Genomic DNA, 19,221 nt, shown 5'->3' with positions numbered 1-19,221 from the left:
ACGCTAATAAATCGCAAATCCTTCGAAACGCTTACCTGTCTTGTGAATTATTCTGTTGATAATGTTTTTCAAGCAGTTTGCGCAGGTTTTGCCGGGCCCTGAACAACAGCGATTCCACTGCAGACACCGACAATTGCATTACATCGGCGATCTCCTGGTAACTCAATTCCTCCGTTTTATGTAAAGTAAAGGCTACTTTTTGATTTTCAGGCAGTTGGTCTATCATTTTGAACAATAATGCGGCCTGTTCCTTCCTGTCGAGGGCTACTCCCGGGTGTTGAAAATCAACGGGTTCATGAATTAACTCATCATTGGGGCCAAACAGGCTGGTGATGAAGGCAAAACGCTTTTTGCGCTTGCGGCTGCGGATGTGGTCCAACGCCTTGGTGGTAGTGATGCGGTAAATCCAGGTCGACAGCCGGGCATCCCCCTTGAACTGATCGATGGAGCGGTAAACCTGGATAAATACCTCCTGGGCAACATCCTCGGCATCTTCGCTGTTCTGCACAATGCCAATGGCCGTATTAAATACGAGGTCCTGATAGTTTTCTACCAATGTTTTAAATGCCAGTTCATCTCCTTCCCGGAGTCGTTGTATCAGTTCCAGTTCGTTCAAAAAGACGGCCTTTAATTGTTTGAGCCTACAACTTACGAAATCATTCGATATGATGGGGTAAAACGGGACGAGGCTGCCTTAAGCATCGATCACACCCTCAATTTGATGTATTAAAGCATCCCTGTATATAAAAAGAAAAGGCCTTCCAATGTTATCGGAAGGCCTTTTGGCATGCAAGAAAAAGTTGCCCGAAGAGGGCTCGAACCCCTACATACAGAGCCAGAATCTGTCGTACTACCATTATACTATCGGGCAAACTGTAAAAGAACACATCCTTTTGGAAAAGGTGGGTGCAAATTTAAAATTTATCCGAATCGCGACAAAAGAAAAGTTGAAAAGTTAACAGAGATAATAAAGCTTAAGAGTTGATTTAAGGGAGTTCATTGATAGCCCACGGTTGCAGGTTCCAGGTTGCAGGGCTCAACTTTTTACAACCCGAGCGACCATTAAAGCCCTGTAACTTGTACCCTGTAACCTGTAACTGAATTAAGGGGCATCCCACCAAACCCGGTCGGTGATCCTTGCCGATTGCACGCCCTGCGGGTTCGAGGTGAGCTCTACCTGCGGATACAACATCCGCCGCGGGATATCCGATAACGCATTCGGCACTTTTGTCAGCCGCGGAAATCCGGTGCGGCGCCAGTCGTTGAAATTCTCGATAGATAAAAAGTTCGCGATCTTCTTTTCTTCCATGATGCGCTGCAATGCATTGTCGGCGGTAAGGGTACCGCGACTGGACAGATAGCTGTTTATAGCTGCGTCAGCAACACCCAGTTTGGTCATGTGCGATCTGATCGCTTCCTGGTAAACGGGCCCGGCAGCTGCAAATCCCGATTTGATCAGTGTGGCCTCGGCCTTCAGGAACAACGCTTCCGAATAGTTGAAAACATAGATGGGCGAACCAGCTGCGCCAATGGCTTCGCCAGGTAACGAATATACATTCAGGCTGCCGCTGATATTTATCGACCCAATGGGCCGGCCATTGTATAAACCGGTTTGTTTGGCTTTGGCCACCAGGTAAGGCAGGCGCGGATCGTTCCGCATCACCAGCGTATCTACCAGCGCCGAGGATAATACCAGTGTTGATACCGGCAGTGTATTAACATACCACGGACTTTCCTCGCCGGCGCCACCAGGATATACCATTTTCATATCATCGCTGTTATCCAACATGCCATTCTGTAAAGCAGTTAACACCAGTTCGGCCTGTGCCAGTGCCGTGTAGCCCGGGGCTTTCGTAAGGTGTATGTAATAGCGCGCCTTCAGGGTATATGCCAGCCGTTTCCATTTATCCATATTGCCTTTATAGAAATAGTCGTCCTTACCGGGTTTGATAACGGCGTTCTTGTTGATATCGGCAATGCCGTCATCGAGCAGCTGTTGAATGGTCTTGTAAATCTTTTCCTGCGAGTCGTAGGCCGGTTGCAGATTATTGCTGCCGTTAAAAGCTTCTGTGTAAGGAATGTCACCCCAGTAATCGGTAGCAATGCCCAAACAAAAAGCGCTCAGGATCTTGGCTATACCGGCATAATTAAAATTACCATTCGCAGTGGCCTGATCGTTCATCACTTTCAGGTTGTTGAGGCTGGTGACATAAATATTACGCCAGGTGTCGTCCAGGTCAACATTGAAGATCCAGTAAGTGCCATGGTTTGGTACAGGTTGGTTCAACGCTATATTCTGCATGTAATGGTTTACCAGCATCGCGCCCATGCCTGGGCCCGGTGAAAGGGCGCCCCCACTAAGAGAAGAAGCGAGGTTCAGCTCCACCGGCGACAGGATCAATGCTTCCTGTACAGTGAGCGGGTTATTGGGATCATTGTTAACATCGATGAACTTTTTACATCCGCTTACTAGCAACATGCAAAGAGCGGTGAAAAGGAGATATGATTTGGTGCGCATGATGATCTTGTTTTAATGGATCAGGAAAACAGTTACAAACCAACTTTCAAACTGATATTGAATGACCGGGCCGTTGGGGTTGAGAAGGAGTACATCCCCAGCGATCCGTTCGAAGAACCGAATGAGTTGGTCTCCGGATCGCCACCGGTAAAGTGCGGACTGTGTATCCACAAGTTTCTGCCCGTAAGAGTCAGTGAAGCCGATTTGAGCGGCGTTTTCTCGATCAGTCTGCCTGGCAGCACATAGCCAATGCTCACATTGCGGAGTTTAATATAAGTTGCATCCTGGATAACCGATTCCAGCACGCCTGATAACTGCCGCCAGTAATCCTGTCCTTTCACGGGCACGGTGTTCGGTTTATTATCCACGATGCTGATGCCTTCCACCACCCGAACATCGCGGTCTTCCGTTACTTTGGGCGTGCCATAGAAATAACCATAGCCATCAACGTTATTTTCGGTAACCCCGCCTTTCTTTATATCAAAAAAGAAACTGAGGCTGAAGGGGCCGTAACTGAGATTGTTCGTAATACCGGCCAGCCAGTCGGGTGTAATATTGCCCAGGATACCCTGCCTGGTATCGGCGAAGGGCAATCCGCTCGCATTGATCAACAGTTGACCGGTGGCGCTGTCGCGGGCAAAGCGGGTGCCGAACTTGACACCGTAGGGCTCCCCAACAATGGCCTGCGTGAATCCAACGCTTACACTGGTAAGGTCTTCGCGCAAGGCCAGCACTTTGTTGTTGAGTTTGGTAAAACTGAGAACCAGGTCCCAGTTGAACTTACCCGCCTTCACTGGATTGGCATTTAACAGGATCTCGATGCCCTTGGTTTGCATGCGGGCCGTATTGATGGTCGTTTGGTTATAGCCGGTAGAAGGCGAAATGGTGACGGGTATTAGTCCGTCCGTTACTTTTTTATTGAACCATGAGACCTCCGCGCCAATGCGATTGCCGAAGGCCTTCAATTCGATACCTGCCTCAAATTCGCGAACCAGTTCGTTTTTCAATAGAGGATTTCCCAATACATTATTCAGCAGGAAACCGTTCTGTTCCTGGAAAGGAAAAGAGATGCCGCCAATAGCATTGCTATTGGTGGAGCTTACACTGAGATAAGGGGTTGTGAGCGCATAGGCATTTACATTGTCATTGCCCACGGTAGCATAGGAAACACGTAGTTTGCCGAAGTTGATAATGCTGGATAATTTCGGGCTCAACAGTTCAGAGAAGATAAATCCGGCGGCAACGGATCCATATGGGTAGAAGTTGTTTCCTTTGGCCAGCACCGAACTGCCATCGTATCGCCCTGTCAATGCCAGATTCAGGAGGTGGTTGTATTCAATATTGACCTGCGAATAGAAACCGGTCTTACGGGTGAGGTAATGTTTTTCACTGTAGGTTTGGGTAGAAGCATTGGCCACGTTATCATAACCGCCTGTAATGGACAAGCCTACGCCCCGGCCTTCCACATTTTGCGAATAAGTAGAGAACACATTGTTTCCCAACAGCAGCTGTACATTGAATTTATTGAATTGTTTATGCGCGTCAATAATGAGGTCATGGTTGTATTGGCGGAAGGTGTTCACCCGGTCGACCACCACGCCATTCTGGTTGGCTGCCGAGCCGCGGGCTTCATAATATTTCACCTGTTCATTGTAAGTGTCCAGGCCCATTCTTTCGGTGATGCTCAGCCAACTGAACGGTGCATAATGTAAAGTGATCACCGGGATAAAGCGGTTCACCGTGCCCCGCGTATAAATATTATCCAGCACCCAGTATGGATTGTTGCGGGAGAACCGGAAAACGCGTTGCGTGCCATCGGGATTGAGATAAGGCAGGGGATTCCAGGAAATCGGCGCAGAGTAAATAGTCCAGATAGGGCTCTCCAAAATATAACCTTCAGGCATACGGTTGGTGCGGCTGTTGGCATAATTGAATTGAAAGGTTCCGGTTAGCTTTTCGGTAAGTTTGGTAGTGAACTTGCTGAACACCGTATGTCTTTTCAGCCAGGTGGTGGGCACTATTCCTTTCTGATCTAAATAAGAGTAGGAAGCAAAATAACTGGAGCCTGCTCCGTTTGAACCGGAAAAACTGATAGTGCTGTTGGAAGTAACACCGGTCTGAAAGAAATCTTTCAGTTGGTTCCTTTTCTGTACGGGCTGGCCATTCACCCGTAGCGTATCCATCAGGGGCCCCCAGGAACTGCTGGCTTTATTGGTTTCCCCATCATAGTATACATTGTCGAGGATCACACCGCCGCCCATATCAACACGGTCGCCCTGGGCATACTTGTTTTGTATCTCAGGAAAGATGCCGTTTTCGAAAGAGAGGTCCTGCGAAATGGTGATCGCCGGTTTTTTACCGGCCGCGCCACTTTTAGTGGTGATCATCACAACGCCTCTGGCGCCTGCCGATCCGTACAGGGCGGTGGCGGAGGCTCCTTTCAATACATTGAGACTTTCTATGATGGCCGGATCGAGATCGATCAACCGGTTACTGCCCGGTCCGCTGTTCACGGCGCCCGTTTCTGAATTGTTAATGGGAATGCCATCCACCACGATGAGCGCTTCATTGTTGCCAATGATGGAAGTTACACCACGCACTACAATCCGGCTCGAGGAGCCGGGGGTCCCGGAAGAGCTGGTGATCTGTACGCCGGCTACTTTACCCGTCATGGCATTGAGCACATTCGATTCTTTGGCGCGTACGAGCTCGTCTGCTTTAATTTCCTGCGAGCTGAAGGTGAGGTTCCTTTTCTCCCGTTTTACACCGAGGGCAGTAACCACCACTTCGTTGAGGGAGTGGTTGTCGGGCTTCAGGGTAACTGTAATGAAGTCCTGTGCAGCCGTCTTTACTTCCGTTTTGGTATATCCAATGGCGCTGATGACCAGCGTGGCATTGGCCGGAACGGTGAGTGCAAAAGTGCCGTCATCACCGCTGCTGGTGCCGGCTGATGCGCCTTTCACCAGTACCGATGCTTTGGGCAAAGGACTTCCGTCCTCATCCTGCACTTTTCCCTTCACCAGTTTGCTTTGTGCCCGCGTACCGGAATGAATGAACAATGCTGCAATAAATGCGATGATACATAGCAGTCTTGGATGCATGTTATGGATGTTTTGGTTGTGCTGACCAGTATTATTTGCTACGGCGGGTGTTTTCGGTTGCCCGAGTCATTTATGCGATCGAATAGGGTACCGAACCAGGCTTACCATGTAGTTATCAGAGCAGGAGAAAATTGATGCTTCTCATCAAGTACGAATTTATATGGAAGACCCGTAAATGTGTTAATGGTTCTTGACGAGTTGTTTACTGAAATGAACCACGTTCAATTTTTGATTTCTGATTGCTGATTTCGGGATTTCCTGATTTTTTAATTTTCCTGCTTCCAGATCTCCAATTATCCGTAAATTCAAAACGATTAAATCTCAAAATCTCAAAATCTCGAAATCTGAAAATTCAAGTGTATGTTGTTGAGGTTGGGGGCTAAAATAAGGGTAGATGATACAATTGTTATGGAATTGATCGATTACCATCATGCAGAGACCTTATGCCAACTGGTGAAAGATAACCGGCAGTATTTGCGGGAGTGGCTTCCCTGGGTTGATCACCTGCGCACGGTAGAGGATTTCAGGAAATACATCAACAGCTCCAAACAGCGATATGCCGGTAATGTAGAAATGGGTTTTGTGATCCTGCAGAAACATGTCATGATCGGGCGGATAGGCTTGTATAATATCGATCACAACAACAAGAACGCTTCTATTGGTTACTGGCTTGCTCAGGATTTTACGGGAAAAGGTATTATCACCCGCTGCTGTAAGGTCATTATCGATGAGGGATTTGCCCGCCTCAAATTAAACCGCATTGAGATCAGGGCCGCTACGGCCAATGTAAAAAGCCAGGCCATTCCCGAAAGGCTGGGCTTTAAACGCGAAGGCATTATCAGGCAGGGTGAGTTCGTGAACAACCAGTTTGTTGATCTGTATGTGTATTCCATGCTGAAAGAAGAATGGGAACGCTTGTCGAATCTTTAGTCGGCATTTTCATTAGCACATCAGCACATCAGCACATCAGCAAATCAGCACATAGCTTTTCATTCGTCTACAAGCTTCGGAATTTATTTATATCGTACTAGGTAGAACTATTTAATTGTCTAAGAAACAAATATTTATGCACAAACATCGCCTGCGTATAAGATACTAATGTATGGGAACGTTTTTCTATTTGTGGGAATGAATGTCCCGTGCCTGATTTGTATTCGCATTGAAAGTAAAGTGTTTATATGATTGGCACAATTTGGGATGTGTGCAATGAAGATCCGTGACCCTAACATTTTACTGAGATACCCTATGTACCCGTCATTTACAACTAATTACCGAGAGATGTCACCCTGGCTGGAAGCTATTCTGAACGATTGCCAGGACGCCGTGTTCATAACCGACCGGCATTTGAATTTACTGCACTGGAACGTGATGGCCGAAGAACTCTGGTTCAAGCAATCAAGACGACCTGCTAAAAAGAATATAGTCGATTTCCTGAATCAGCTGTTTCCTGGTCATATAGAAGTGCAAAATCAACTGCAAAGGGCTATCGCTCTGGATGAACAGGTAGAAGATATTTTTGTGTCGACCCCCGATGACAAAACTTACCGCATTTCATGTTACACCCACAAATTTCCAGGTACGCAATACCTGCTCGATGTGGTGATCATCCTACGCGATCTGCAGGCGGTCATGCAAGGTAAAAAGGTCATCCGGCCCGATGCCATGTATAAAACCCTGTTCAATTCCCTGGAGGAAGGCGTGCTGTTATTACATGGTGAGCTGGGAACGATCATTTCCGCCAATAATAAAGCCTGTGAGATCACAGGTTTCACCCATGATCAGATCATCGGAAAAAACCTGATCGATGTAGGCGGCCGCGCCTATTATGAAGATGGTTCTCCCATGCCTGTAGAGGACTATCCGGGCATTATCACCCTGAAAACGGGCGCCATCTTTAACAAGAGTATCATGGGCTTTACCAATGCCTCGGGCATCCTTACCTGGTTATCGGTAAGTACCTGTTTGCTGGAGGAGTTCAATGATTCGGTGCCCGGACTGGTTGCATGTACCTTCAATGATATCACGGCCTGCCGCGAAGCCCAGTCGCGCCTGTCTGACCATGAATGTATGTTCCAGTCGTTCGAGAAAAAGGCTACAGAGGAGATCAATACGATCAACGAACGGTTCTATTATACAACCAAGGCAACTTCCGATTATATCTGGGACTGGAATATTACCACAGGAACCATTTACCGCAGTGAACCTTTCAGCCAGTTGACCGGCTATACGCAGAACGATATGGAAAACGACCTGTACTGGTTGCTGGATAAGATCCATGCGGAAGACCGTCAGGGCGTAATGCAGCAGATCAATGCCGTACTACTGGCCCGTAAAAGTTACTGGCACATAGAATACCGGTTCCGTTGTGCCGACGGTAAATACATATATGTGTCTGATAAAGCCTACATCATTTACAAAGATGGAAATGCCGTGCGCGCGATCGGCGCCATCCAGGACCTTACAGAAAAAAGGAAACTAGAGGAAGAGCTGGCGCTGCAAAAAGAAAAAGAACGCCTGCGCATCAACCAGGCCATGATCACCGGCCAGGAATATGAACGCAATGAGATCTCAAAGGAGTTGCATGATAACGTGAACCAGATCCTGTCATCGGCCATGATTATGTTGACTGCCGCCAGGGGCAATGCCGACGACCAGGAATACCTGATAGATAAAACCACGCAGTACATCGATATGGCCATCCAGGAGATCAGGAAGATCTCCAAATCACTGAATTCATCTATTGTAAATGAGGTGGGGCTCATAGACCCCGTAGAAGACATCATCAAGAACATGCAGCTGGTACGGCCTTTAACAGTAGATTTTCAATGCGATCCGTCCCTGGAAGAAGAGCTGTCGCAGGATAAACAGCTGATGTTGTATCGTATTATCCAGGAGCAAACCAATAATATCATGCGCTACGCAGAGGCTAGTTATGTAAGGATCGCGATTGAACAGCAGGGTAACCGCCTCTCGTTGTCTATAGAAGATAATGGAAAAGGATTCGATACTAAAAAGCAAACCAAAGGTATTGGTCTGCTAAACATTCTCAACCGCGCTGAAACACTGGGTGGCACCCTCACCATTGATTCAAAGCCCATGGGCGGCTGCCGGTTGCAAGTGCAAATTCCGCTGATTTAAATGTCAAAGAAAAGGTCGTTGAATATCGGGAAGGGACATTCAACGACCTTAAAACTTAGAACTTATAACTTATAACTTTTAAGGTATTGGCTCAACAGCCCCACTTGTCATCCAGGGAAGATTGAACTTATGGAACTCGATGGAGCGATGACTGTTCTCGCTGTCGCCGGTGTTCTCATTGATCTCAATAAGGGCGCCAATGGTATAGTCGGCTGTTTTTACCATACTGCTGTAACCGCCTTTGCCCTGGGCAAACGCTTCGCTGTCTGTTAACCAGTCATAGATCTTACGGCTGATAGGCCAGGTTACGCCGCCATCATAACTGATACGCACGCGCATTTTACAGCGGGTCTCTGTGCTGGCTGAATTCAATACCATAATGCGGTCCGGTTCGCCGGTGTAACGAACGATAGAGCCCTGGCAGGCAGGATCGAGCAATACATCATCCGGTGCAAATGTGCTGAAGCTGCCGGCAATGGTTCCCCTCGATACCCAGCGCCTTTTGGCCGTGTTCCAAACGGAGGTGGTAGCGCGATCGTTGCGCATCAGCCGGCCGTCCATCAGTTCAACAATGGCGCCTTCGCTGGTACCGCCGGGTATCAGTTTATAACGCCAGGTGGCGCCATGATCGGTGCTGTAAATATTTCTGCCCTGGGCCGGTATTACCAGAGTGCCATTGCTGGTTTGAATACCTACGCCCGGTCCTATGGCATCCCAGGTATAATTGGGTGGCAGCAGGGTGCTCGTCATATCGGTCGGTGTTGAAAATGTGAGGCCATCGTCGTCGCTGTAAGAATAATATACCTTGCGGTCGCCCCAGGTATCGATCTTTTCATAGCCGTCGGTACCGCCGATATTTTTATTGGCCGCGTTCCAGTTCATAAATACCCAGATGCGGCCGGTATTGCGGTCAACCACCGCCGTTGGGTTACCCCAGGTACCCTGGCCTGCACCTACCACTTCCATCATGGCCGACCAGGTGGAACCATTATTGGTAGATCGTTTATATTCCACATTGATGTTACCATGGTCTTTATTCATGCTCATGCGGCCCTCCACAAAAGCGATGAGGGTGTTGGCATTGGTACGAACGATAGACGGAATGCGGAAAGAATGATAGCCGTCTGTTCCGCCATCGAAGATCTTTGTGTAAGTATGGGTTTGAGTAGCTTCCGTTTCCGGAACCCGTTCATTATCGAGCTCGGCCGGTTTGTCTGTACCCGCTTTTTTGCAGGCAGTGACTGATAAGGTGATCACGGTGATCATGGCGAACAGGCCACGCATTGGGTAGCCTGTGTTGCGCGGGGATTTCGTTTGTTTCATTTGTCAGGTTTTAATGTTTACAATGAAAGTGTGCCCGGCAGAAGGTGATGCCGGGACACACCATAAAAAGAGAACACTGGTTTTTGGATGAAACAAACCGGTTAAAAGAGCACTGGTGAATCCCTTATAGCGGTTGTTTGCCCCCTGACCCCCTGAAGGGGGAATAGCGGAGCCCGTATTTTCTCAGTTCTGATTTTGATTGCTAAGTTTGATGTTTGCAAACCGGCAGGTGGTATCTGGTCAGTGAATTATTGACCATTGGCTATTGACCATTCACCAAGTAGGTTTCCTCACCTGTCCATAACCGCCGCCTTTGGGCCGGTCTTCAAAATGAAGGTGTGGACCGGTAACATTGCCGGTAGCGCCTACTTCACCTATTTTTTGCCCCGCAACCACTTTCGTTCCGGTGCTCACCGAACGCACCGATAAATGGCAATACACATAATCGCGGCCATTCGTGGCGCGCAGCCCGATCCACCGGCCATAGGCGCCGCCGTTATTGTTCGACCAGGCAATGGTGCCATCGAGCACCGCCACTACCTTGGCACCGGTAGGCGCCGCATAATCATCGCCCGTGTGATAACCTGCTGCATAGTTTGGATTTTTCACGCCAAACGGGTAAGTGACTGTATACCCGGGAACCGGTGACGCCACCCGGGCAGCAACTGCTGTAGATTCGGTACCAGCTTCCGGGTCAGGGATCGGTGTTTGTGCGGTTTCCTGATCCTGCGCTTCTGTGGCAGCCTTTTCATTTTTGTTGCACGACAAAAACGTCGTCATACCGAACAGCATAGCTAATGAGATGTTCTTTAATGAGTGCTTTTTCATATAGATTGTTTTATTTTAAGAAATGATTTCTTTAATTATAACCGGGTGGCGAGTGGTGAGTAGCGAGTAGGGAATACTCACTCGCCACTTGCTACTAGCCACTAGCTATTTCACCACTAACAACTTCTTACTTGTACTCTTACCGGAAGCTGCCAGTCGAACCGTGACATTATAGATCCCCGCCTTCAACCCACTGGTACCAATGCTAAGCCGGTTCAATCCCGGCTGCAATACCACATTGCGCTGCCGGGCAGATTTGCCGAAGTTGTCGGTGACTACAATGCTGGCCGGTTGTGATACATCTGCCAGCGTATATTCTATGGTGATAGTGCTGCCGCTGGTTGGGTTGGGTGCTATTTTCAGACTGCCATCGTCGGTTATTTTGCTATCACTGTTGCTGGCAGCTATAGTTGTTGTAGTGGTTTGAATCGTAGCACTGTCCGGATTATAATAATGGTTCAGGATCCAGCTATAGGTTTGATCGGTGCCCCAGAAGCTGGAGCCCCACTGGCACATGCCGCGGCCATGGCCATTTTTGGTTCTGCCCACGCACCGGCTGTCGGCGATACAGGGATAATCGGTGCCGGTGCCACTGTAACCATCTCCACAGCCGGAGTTGTTGGTTTCAGCGCAGTATTCTGCTTTATAAATTGCGCCGTTTTTAATAAGTACAATACCTGCTGTAGCGATGGCTGCATTTTTTACGCTTGCTGCCCGATCGGTTTGCCAGGTCTGGTGACAGGCAGCGGCTGAGAGATCATAATTGCTGGCGACCGGATGTTGCACAAACCAGGCGCCGCGGGAGCGGTAAGCCACGGTGCCAGCTTGCAGGGCAGCGGCATTCCAACTGCTGACCCATTCATCATCCACACCGGTTTGTACATACGATTCCAGGCTCATGACCTGTACCCTTGGATTGGCGCAGCTCACACAGGCGCAGCTGGTAGCTACGCGGATCACCGTGGGTACGGCAGCCAGCAGGGCTGCAGTGCTAACCGTTGATTGCTGGCGGGCAGTAACAGCCGTTGGCGAATGATCACTAATGAACTCCAGTTGTTCTGCCGGCGTTTTGTCGAACAAGCCATGGCGGCGAATAAGCTGGTCGCCCAGGTTACGCAGTCGCGGGGCGCGGGGCGAAGCCGTTGACGTTAATGCGATCTGCATTTCATAGGTATCAGGGATCACATACAAATGCTGAATGCTGTTGTTAAGATAGCCGGCTTTGGTTGATTGAATAGAGATAGTAGGTGGTACACTGCCGGGGGCAACAGCACCGGCCGGAAGGGTTATCGTAAAGAAGCCGTTGGCATTGGTGATAGCACTATAATTGCCTGCCTGCACCTGTACGCCTGCCAGGGCGCTGTTCATATCTGCATCGCGCACATAACCGGTAAGCACCATCTGGTTGTTATTGGCAGAAAGTAGAGGAGCCGTGTTAGTAGCTATTCTTGCCGTACTGGCCACATCCAGGTTGATATCGGCATACACACTATCATTGGGGCCGCCGATGAAAAAGGTAGCCAGGCTTTTATACCCTGTTTTCGAGAACGTAAAACTGTAGCGGCCACTGTCGAGTCCATATACCAGTTGACCACTGGCATTGGTAGTTGCGCTGGCAGTAGTGCCATCGGGTTTGGTGATGGCCACCGCAGCACTGGCAATGGCCAGTCCGGTGCTTTGATCTTTCACTGCAAAGGAGGCAACGGTAACGGCCGGGCTCGGTGGCAATTGAATAAACACACTGCCTGGATTGTAGTAATGGTTTAGGATCCAGGTATAGGTTTTGTCACTGGCCCACCGGCTTGAACCCCATTGACACATGCCACGGCCATGACCATTCTTGGCATAACCGGCACAGCGGGCATCCGAAATGCAGGGCCAGGTTGAACCGGTACCACTATATCCATTGCCACAGCCGGAGTTGTTGTTCTCTGCTGAATATTCCGATCTGAAAATTGCGCCATTCTTTACCAGCACAATGCCGGCTGTTGCTTTGGCGGCATTGATACAGCTGGTATACCTGTCCGACTGCCAAACCTGGTTACAGGTGGTAGCAGCAATATCATAGCTGCTGGCTACAGGATGTAACGCATACCAGGCGCCATAAGTACGGTAGGCAACGGCACCGGCTTGTAAGGAGGCGGCGCCCCAGCTGGCGATCCATTCATCATCCAGGCCTGACTGCGCATATTCTTCCAGCGTCATTACTTCAACCGAACTGCAGGAAGTACAGTTACAGCTGATGCCCACGCGAATACTGCCCGGCACCGCAGCGGCCAGCACAGCTTCTACCCGGGCCTGTGGTGTTGAGGAAGGCGCATACCGCTGTTGCTCTTCAGCAGCGGTTCTGTCGAACAGGCCATGCACCTGTTTATCCGTTTCACCGATGGGCTGTTGGGTGGCCATTCTTTGTTGCACCCGGGCGGAGCTAAGCGGTGATAGCGCCACTTTCATTGTATAGGAGTCCGGGATGGCATAACGCTGCGCCGTGTAAGGCGCATAACCGTTCCTGGTAAAACTGATCGCTGTTTTTGCAGGTGCAGCGTTTGGCGTAATCGATGCTGGCGAAGTCGGAACCGCTAAGGAGAAATAACCCTTGCTGTTTGTCACAGCTGAAGCGCTGCCGCTGTTTACCTGCACGCCGGCGAGCGGACTGTTATCCGTTTCATCTCTTACATAGCCGCTAATAATGGTCTGGTTTAGCTCGGCGCGAAGCGATGGTTGCTCCAGGCGCGCATTATTGTCAGCTGGCTCCAGGTTGACGCGGGCTTCAATATTGGTCACTTCACCTGATGAAAAATAAGTGGCTAATGACTTGTAACCATTGGCCGTTATAGAAAAGTCGTACTTGCCGTTTACTGCCGTGAATACCAGTTTACCATTGGCTGCTGCTGTTAATGTACTGCTGCTGCCATTGGGCGCTGTAACCTGCACCACTGCCCCGGGTATGGCAAACCCCGTATTTTGATCTTTTACAACAAACGTAATGTTGGTAGCACCCGGCCGCTGTTGCGCCGCTACCGGCGAGAACAACAAAGCCACCAGTGTTCCTATAAGAAATCGTCGTGTTTTATTCATAGTATAATGTTTAATCTTGGTAAGACCTGTAAGGTGGACGGCAGCATCTTGAAATGCGAGTGAGTTGAGCCCACCTGACAGGCCGTTCGTTTTTATGCGACCTGTCAGGTACACCCTTGCCGTCTGAATTTGCAGGCCACTGAGGTGTACCTTGCAGGTCTTTGTTTATTTCACAATTAGTAACTTCTTACTCACCGTTTTACCGGAAGCAGCCAGTCGAACCGTGACATTATAGATCCCCGCCTTCAACCCACTGGTGCCAATGCTAAGCCGGTTCAATCCCGGCTGCAATACCACATTGCGCTGCCGGGCAGATTTGCCGAAGTTGTCGGTGACTACAATGCTGGCCGGTTGTGATACATCTGCCAGCGTATATTCTATGGTGATAGTGCTGCCGCTGGTTGGGTTGGGTGCTATTTTCAGACTGCCATCGTCGGTTATTTTGCTATCGCTGTTGCTGGCAGCTATAGTTGTTGCAGTGGTTTGAATCGTAGCACTGTCCGGATTATAATAATGATTCAGGATCCAGCTATAGGTTTGATCGGTGCCCCAGAAGCTGGAGCCCCACTGGCACATGCCGCGGCCATGGCCGTTTTTGGTTCTGCCCGCACACCGGCTGTCGGCGATACAGGGATAATCGGTGCCGGTGCCACTGTAACCATCTCCGCAGCCGGAGTTGTTGGTTTCAGCGCAGTATTCTGCTTTATAAATAGCGCCGTTTTTAATAAGTACAATACCTGCTGTAGCGATGGCTGCATTTTTTACGCTTGCTGCCCGATCGGTTTGCCAGGTCTGGTGGCAGGCAGCGGCTGAGAGATCATAATTGCTGGCGACCGGATGTTGCACAAACCAGGCGCCGCGGGAGCGGTAAGCCACGGTGCCGGCTTGCAGGGCAGCGGCATTCCAACTGCTGACCCATTCATCATCCACACCGGTTTGTACATACGATTCCAGGCTCATGACCTGTACCCTTGGATTGGCGCAGCTCACACAGGCGCAGCTGGTAGCTACGCGGATCACCGTGGGTACGGCAGCCAGCAGGGCTGCAGTGCTAACCGTTGATTGCTGGCGGGCAGTAACAGCCGTTGGCGAATGATCACTAATGAACTCCAGTTGTTCTGCCGGTGTTTTGTCGAACAAGCCATGGCGGCGAATAAGCTGGTCGCCCAGGTTACGCAGTCGCGGGGCGCGCGGCGAAGCCGTTGACGTTAATGCGATCTGCATTTCATAGGTATCAGGGATCACATACAAATGCTGAATGCTGTTGTTAAGATAGCCGGCTTTGGTTGATTGAATAGAGATAGTAGGTGGTACACTGCCGGGGGCAACAGCACCGGCCGGAAGGGTTATCGTAAAGAAGCCGTTGGCATTGGTGATAGCACTATAATTGCCTGCCTGCACCTGTACGCCTGCCAGGGCGCTGTTCATATCTGCATCGCGCACATAACCGGTAAGCACCATCTGGTTGTTATTGGCAGAAAGTAGAGGAGCCGTGTTAGTAGCTATTCTTGCCGTACTGGCCACATCCAGGTTGATATCGGCATACACACTGTCATTGGGGCCGCCGATGAAAAAGGTAGCCAGGCTTTTATACCCTGTTTTCGAGAACGTAAAACTGTAGCGGCCACTGTCGAGTCCATATACCAGTTGACCACTGGCATTGGTAGTTGCGCTGGCAGTAGTGCCATCGGGTTTGGTGATGGCCACCGCAGCACTGGCAATGGCCAGTCCGGTGCTTTGATCTTTCACTGCAAAGGAGGCCACGGTAACTGCGGTTGGCGGATTGATCAGGTTAGCATATTTTACCCAATCCCAGTATCTGCCCGGATCGGTATGGTTGTTATCAGGATAGTGTTGATGGCCCTTGATACGTACTTCCCGGGGCAGCACCACTACGCCTGCAGATGCAGGTCCGCGAAAGCATTTGGTGCGATCGATATTCCAGTCGGCACAAATATCCCGCACAAGCGCTGCCGAACTATTATACATGGCATTGGTGTACCAGGTGGTTCCCTGGTCAACAAAACCTTCGTGTTCAATACCGAATGTATAGGAGTTGTTATTGTAAACATGCCAGGCCCGGTCTTTCTCCAATACCATCTGCGTGATCTGTCCGTCTGAAGAACGGATCACATAGTGGGCCGACACTTTTGCCGACGCATTATTAAACCAGGAAATAGTACCCGCATAACTGCCTTGCGTGGTATGTATGGTTATATTAGTGGGCACAACCCCGCCCCGGCCTACGGTAAAATTGCCGGTGTTCGCCTGGTCCCATAAAGCCGGCGGATAATCGGTGCTTTGTACAGCTGCGATATCGGTAACACTTTCTGTTGTGGCATTGCTGTGGTCGGCAGGTGTTGTATTGATGGGTAAAACAGTACCATGGGCCTTTATTTTGTCATGTAAATAATTCACCTGTACACCAGGGGCGCGCAGGGTGCGCAAGGTCTGCGGTGCATAGATCTTGTCGAGCTGTATATAACGCGGCAACAGCTTTACGCGGGGAGAAACAAAACCCCTTTGCAGATGATCATATACGTCATACGTGTACAGCGAATGTGCATATTTGTTAACGGAGGTTCCATCTTCCGGGATCTCAGCCAGTTTTTCCAGCACATGCACAAAGCGTTCAGCTGTGGGGCGGGCGCCCAGGTTTTGTTTTTCCGCTTCGCGGCTCAGGAACCTGGCCACTGCCAGGATCTGCAGGCGCACATCCTTTTTGAATTGTTCAACCGTAATTCCGCTTAGCGCAGTTACCGCAGTGAGGTTGTTCCTGAAATAACCCTTCCCGTCTTCAATCAATCCGAATATGCCATAGCGCAATGGCATCTCCACTTCATCGCCATCGCCATATGTAGTGGGCTGCATATTATACATACGTGATGCCGACCAGGCTACGGCTTCCAGCATACCCTGCGGTATATTCGGATACGATCGGTAGGCTTCAGCAAAATAGCCACTGTAATTGTCTGCCTGCTGGCCAGTGACATCGAGCTGGAATAATAGGATAAGCAATAAACCAGTTAGTAGTCGTCGTTTGCTCATGGTGTTTAATGTTTAATTTTAATGGTTAAAAGAATAAGGTGTTTTATGACATGCCGGTGCCCGTTACCTGCAACAACCGGGTGCCGGCAGGCAAATAGGTGTACGGTTCAGCAAACAGGGTTTGCTGACTACAGTAAAAACGACGGGCTATACTAGTGTAGGGAATAGGTACGGAATGGCCTGTGGCCATAGTAGGGCGCCCCCATACAACGGGGTCAGTATACAAACCTTGCTATGGCGTTACACATGCCATTGGGAAAGGCACTGCTGCAATATCCGGTATGTTACTGGTGAAAGGGGGATAAGCAATTGCATAAGCAGGATTGCTGTTGGCAGTATGCAGCGGGGCAATAGCTCTGCCTGGCCAGGCAGAGTTCTCATATGGCAGTGTGATAAGGGTACAGTTTTTCATGATAAGGTTTGATTGGTCAATACAATTATGTACTACATAAGTAAGACATTTTTTTCAATAAACAATGCGATTGTCAGGGAAAATATATGAACATTCAAGGCGGGTTGATCGTCAGGTAACGTTGTTGATCACATGTAGTTGTGTAAAGACTTCTATACTAATCCGTCGCATATCGGTATTGAAAGCATGTGAACGGCAAAATAATCTGTTGCGGCGCATCGGTTCTTAGCCGATCTTATCATTTTGGTGATTAAAGTTGACCTGCATAAAAACGCATGGCAGCTCATATAATATATATCACGCCCTGTTGAACAAACAGCAACCCGTCCTTTACCGTTAGAGGTGTAGTTTTTCAACATGTACGGTTCATGCTCACGGCTACCTGCAGTTCAATATCCAGAACGAGTCCGGACAGGGACAGGCCAGTACCGATATTGTAGCTACAGCCGATAATGGCACCGAGAACACCAACTATGTGAACCTCGGCATCAACGGAGGCGGCTACAACAGCGCCAATAATATTTTGAGCGGTCCTAATAATGGTTACCTGTTCAGCGCCGGCCAGGAGTTCATTGTTGGCAACACGGCTCCCGCAAAAAGCCTGATCTTTTTCACCGGCGGTATTGCCGCCGGCAATGAACGAATGCGAATTATCAGTGCAGGCAGGGTAGGGGTGGGTACTACTGCCCCTGCAGCAACCCTCGATGTGACCGGAACCTATAAATTAGGCAATGCAGGAACCGTGTTGAACAACATGATCAAGACCAGCTTTAGTGTAAATGACAATTCCGGTATTGCCGCCGGAACAACACGGCAGGTAACTGCAACCATAAGCGGAGCAGCCACACAAAACTCGGTAATGATCAATCCACGTAGTGCATTGCCTTCGGGACTTGCCATAGCCTACAGCTATATGAGCAGTTCCAATACGATCACGATCGGCTTTGTAAATACTACGCTGGTGCCCCAGCCGGTAGGTGCTATTACTTTTGATGTAACATTGATCCAATAGTTGATTCCTTGAAAGAGTCGCCGTTTCACGTTTGCCGTTTTTGCGTTTGCCGTTTCACGTTTCATCATTGACAACACTTAGCCGACATATTATCAGGGAGAAACGTGGACAAGGGTGGGAAGAATATGCCATGAGTCTGCCATGAGGCAGGGAAGCCGATGGGAGGGCGCTGGCAGCAGGGCCGGGGGCCGGCGGATTAAAGCCAAAGTCGCCCTGGTGTAGAGCCGTATTTCCGCGGGGGACCATTTTTCTCGAAAAAAACACTAAAAAAAGCAAAATAGATTTTGTGGAGAAGAAAATCCGCCTACCTTTGCACCCCCAATCGAAAACGGGCGAGTGAAGAAGTGAAGAAAGAAAGAGAGTAGCAGACGAAACAGGGAAAAAGTTCTTAGAAAAAATGAAAAAAGATTTGGTGAAATAAAAGAAACTCTTACCTTTGCAACCCCAATCAAAAAAGGGGCAGCGAAAAAGAGAAGAAAAGAGAGGATAAGGAGATGATTCACTGAAGATTAGCTCTTAAAAAAAATCGAAAAAAGATTTGGCAGATTGAAAGAAACTCTTACCTTTGCAACCCCAATCAAAAACGGGGCAGCGAAGAAGAGGAGAGAGAAAGAGCGGATGAGGGAAAAGAGGGGGATGAGAGCACAAAGAAAACAGGTTAGGTAATACGTTAGGAGAGAGACAGAGAGGTAAAGGAAAGATAACATACGATATTAAAGATCTTTGAAAGTTTGGAAGCAACAGCACTTGAATAACTTTCAAG

The 19,221-nt window shown here is 49.2% G+C and carries 11 protein-coding genes and 1 tRNA gene; 3 read left to right on the top strand and 9 right to left on the bottom strand.

Features of this window, described 5'->3' with window-relative positions; all coding sequences use genetic code 11:
- Nucleotides 1-31 precede the first annotated feature (31 nt).
- The 4 genes from JUB15_RS25325 to JUB15_RS25310 all read right to left on the bottom strand — a co-directional run bounded on the left by JUB15_RS25325 (nucleotide 32) and on the right by JUB15_RS25310 (nucleotide 5,619).
- Nucleotides 32-616: an RNA polymerase sigma factor gene (locus tag JUB15_RS25325; protein ID WP_207515459.1), complete on the bottom strand. Its 585-nt coding sequence runs from the start codon at nucleotides 614-616 to the stop codon at nucleotides 32-34.
- A 184-nt stretch (nucleotides 617-800) separates the two neighbouring features.
- Nucleotides 801-871 (bottom strand) — tRNA-Gln (locus JUB15_RS25320).
- A gap of 231 nt (nucleotides 872-1,102) precedes the next feature.
- Complete coding sequence (locus JUB15_RS25315; protein ID WP_207515458.1) at nucleotides 1,103-2,518, bottom strand: SusD/RagB family nutrient-binding outer membrane lipoprotein; 1,416 nt, start codon at nucleotides 2,516-2,518, stop codon at nucleotides 1,103-1,105.
- Nucleotides 2,519-2,550: 32 nt separating this feature from the next.
- The gene (locus tag JUB15_RS25310; RefSeq protein WP_207515457.1) at nucleotides 2,551-5,619 is read right to left on the bottom strand and encodes a SusC/RagA family TonB-linked outer membrane protein; all 3,069 of its coding nucleotides are present in this window, start codon (nucleotides 5,617-5,619) and stop codon (nucleotides 2,551-2,553) included.
- A 360-nt stretch (nucleotides 5,620-5,979) separates the two neighbouring features.
- Between JUB15_RS25310 and JUB15_RS25305 the strand changes: the two genes are divergently transcribed.
- Together JUB15_RS25305 and JUB15_RS25300 are read left to right on the top strand one after the other, a co-directional pair.
- Complete coding sequence (locus JUB15_RS25305; protein WP_207515456.1) at nucleotides 5,980-6,549, top strand: GNAT family N-acetyltransferase; 570 nt, start codon at nucleotides 5,980-5,982, stop codon at nucleotides 6,547-6,549.
- A gap of 348 nt (nucleotides 6,550-6,897) precedes the next feature.
- On the top strand, nucleotides 6,898-8,757 hold the full coding sequence (locus tag JUB15_RS25300; protein ID WP_207515455.1) for a PAS domain-containing sensor histidine kinase: 1,860 nt from the start codon (nucleotides 6,898-6,900) through the stop codon (nucleotides 8,755-8,757).
- A 78-nt stretch (nucleotides 8,758-8,835) separates the two neighbouring features.
- Here the strand turns inward: JUB15_RS25300 and JUB15_RS25295 are convergent, their stop codons facing one another.
- The 5 genes from JUB15_RS25295 to JUB15_RS25275 all read right to left on the bottom strand — a co-directional run bounded on the left by JUB15_RS25295 (nucleotide 8,836) and on the right by JUB15_RS25275 (nucleotide 17,446).
- Nucleotides 8,836-10,080: a sialidase family protein gene (locus JUB15_RS25295; RefSeq protein WP_207515454.1), complete on the bottom strand. Its 1,245-nt coding sequence runs from the start codon at nucleotides 10,078-10,080 to the stop codon at nucleotides 8,836-8,838.
- A gap of 273 nt (nucleotides 10,081-10,353) precedes the next feature.
- The gene (locus tag JUB15_RS25290; RefSeq protein ID WP_207515453.1) at nucleotides 10,354-10,908 is read right to left on the bottom strand and encodes a M23 family metallopeptidase; all 555 of its coding nucleotides are present in this window, start codon (nucleotides 10,906-10,908) and stop codon (nucleotides 10,354-10,356) included.
- A gap of 105 nt (nucleotides 10,909-11,013) precedes the next feature.
- Nucleotides 11,014-13,986, bottom strand: coding sequence for a carboxypeptidase regulatory-like domain-containing protein (locus JUB15_RS25285; RefSeq protein ID WP_207515452.1), 2,973 nt, complete (start codon nucleotides 13,984-13,986; stop codon nucleotides 11,014-11,016).
- 165 nt (nucleotides 13,987-14,151) lie between these two features.
- On the bottom strand, nucleotides 14,152-17,034 hold the full coding sequence (locus JUB15_RS25280) for an N-acetylmuramoyl-L-alanine amidase (RefSeq protein ID WP_207515451.1): 2,883 nt from the start codon (nucleotides 17,032-17,034) through the stop codon (nucleotides 14,152-14,154).
- A gap of 232 nt (nucleotides 17,035-17,266) precedes the next feature.
- Nucleotides 17,267-17,446 carry a hypothetical protein gene (locus JUB15_RS25275; RefSeq protein ID WP_207515450.1) on the bottom strand — a complete coding sequence of 60 codons (180 nt, stop codon included), beginning with the start codon at nucleotides 17,444-17,446 and terminating at the stop codon, nucleotides 17,267-17,269.
- Between the two features lie 475 nt (nucleotides 17,447-17,921).
- On the opposite strand from JUB15_RS25275, the gene JUB15_RS25270 reads away from it, so the two are divergent.
- A complete protein-coding gene (locus tag JUB15_RS25270) occupies nucleotides 17,922-18,458 on the top strand; it encodes a hypothetical protein (RefSeq protein WP_207515449.1) in 537 nt (178 codons plus the stop codon).
- The last annotated feature ends 763 nt before the right edge of the window (nucleotides 18,459-19,221 follow it).

The organism is Longitalea luteola (assembly GCF_017356035.1).
In the GTDB taxonomy this organism is placed as follows: Bacteria; Bacteroidota; Bacteroidia; order Chitinophagales; family Chitinophagaceae; genus Niastella; species Niastella luteola.
This window is presented reverse-complemented; position numbering and strand designations above follow the sequence as displayed.

Bases quoted from the DNA above. Each gene is read 5' to 3' on its own strand.
- JUB15_RS25290 (WP_207515453.1), bottom strand. From the start codon at position 10,908: ATGAAAAAGCACTCATTAAAGAACATCTCATTAGCTATGCTGTTCGGT.
- JUB15_RS25315 (WP_207515458.1), bottom strand. From the start codon at position 2,518: ATGCGCACCAAATCATATCTCCTTTTCACCGCTCTTTGCATGTTGCTA.
- JUB15_RS25310 (WP_207515457.1), bottom strand. From the start codon at position 5,619: ATGCATCCAAGACTGCTATGTATCATCGCATTTATTGCAGCATTGTTC.
- JUB15_RS25300 (WP_207515455.1), top strand. From the start codon at position 6,898: ATGTCACCCTGGCTGGAAGCTATTCTGAACGATTGCCAGGACGCCGTG.
- JUB15_RS25275 (WP_207515450.1), bottom strand. From the start codon at position 17,446: ATGAAAAACTGTACCCTTATCACACTGCCATATGAGAACTCTGCCTGG.
- JUB15_RS25280 (WP_207515451.1), bottom strand. From the start codon at position 17,034: ATGAGCAAACGACGACTACTAACTGGTTTATTGCTTATCCTATTATTC.
- JUB15_RS25295 (WP_207515454.1), bottom strand. From the start codon at position 10,080: ATGAAACAAACGAAATCCCCGCGCAACACAGGCTACCCAATGCGTGGC.
- JUB15_RS25305 (WP_207515456.1), top strand. From the start codon at position 5,980: ATGTTGTTGAGGTTGGGGGCTAAAATAAGGGTAGATGATACAATTGTT.
- JUB15_RS25285 (WP_207515452.1), bottom strand. From the start codon at position 13,986: ATGAATAAAACACGACGATTTCTTATAGGAACACTGGTGGCTTTGTTG.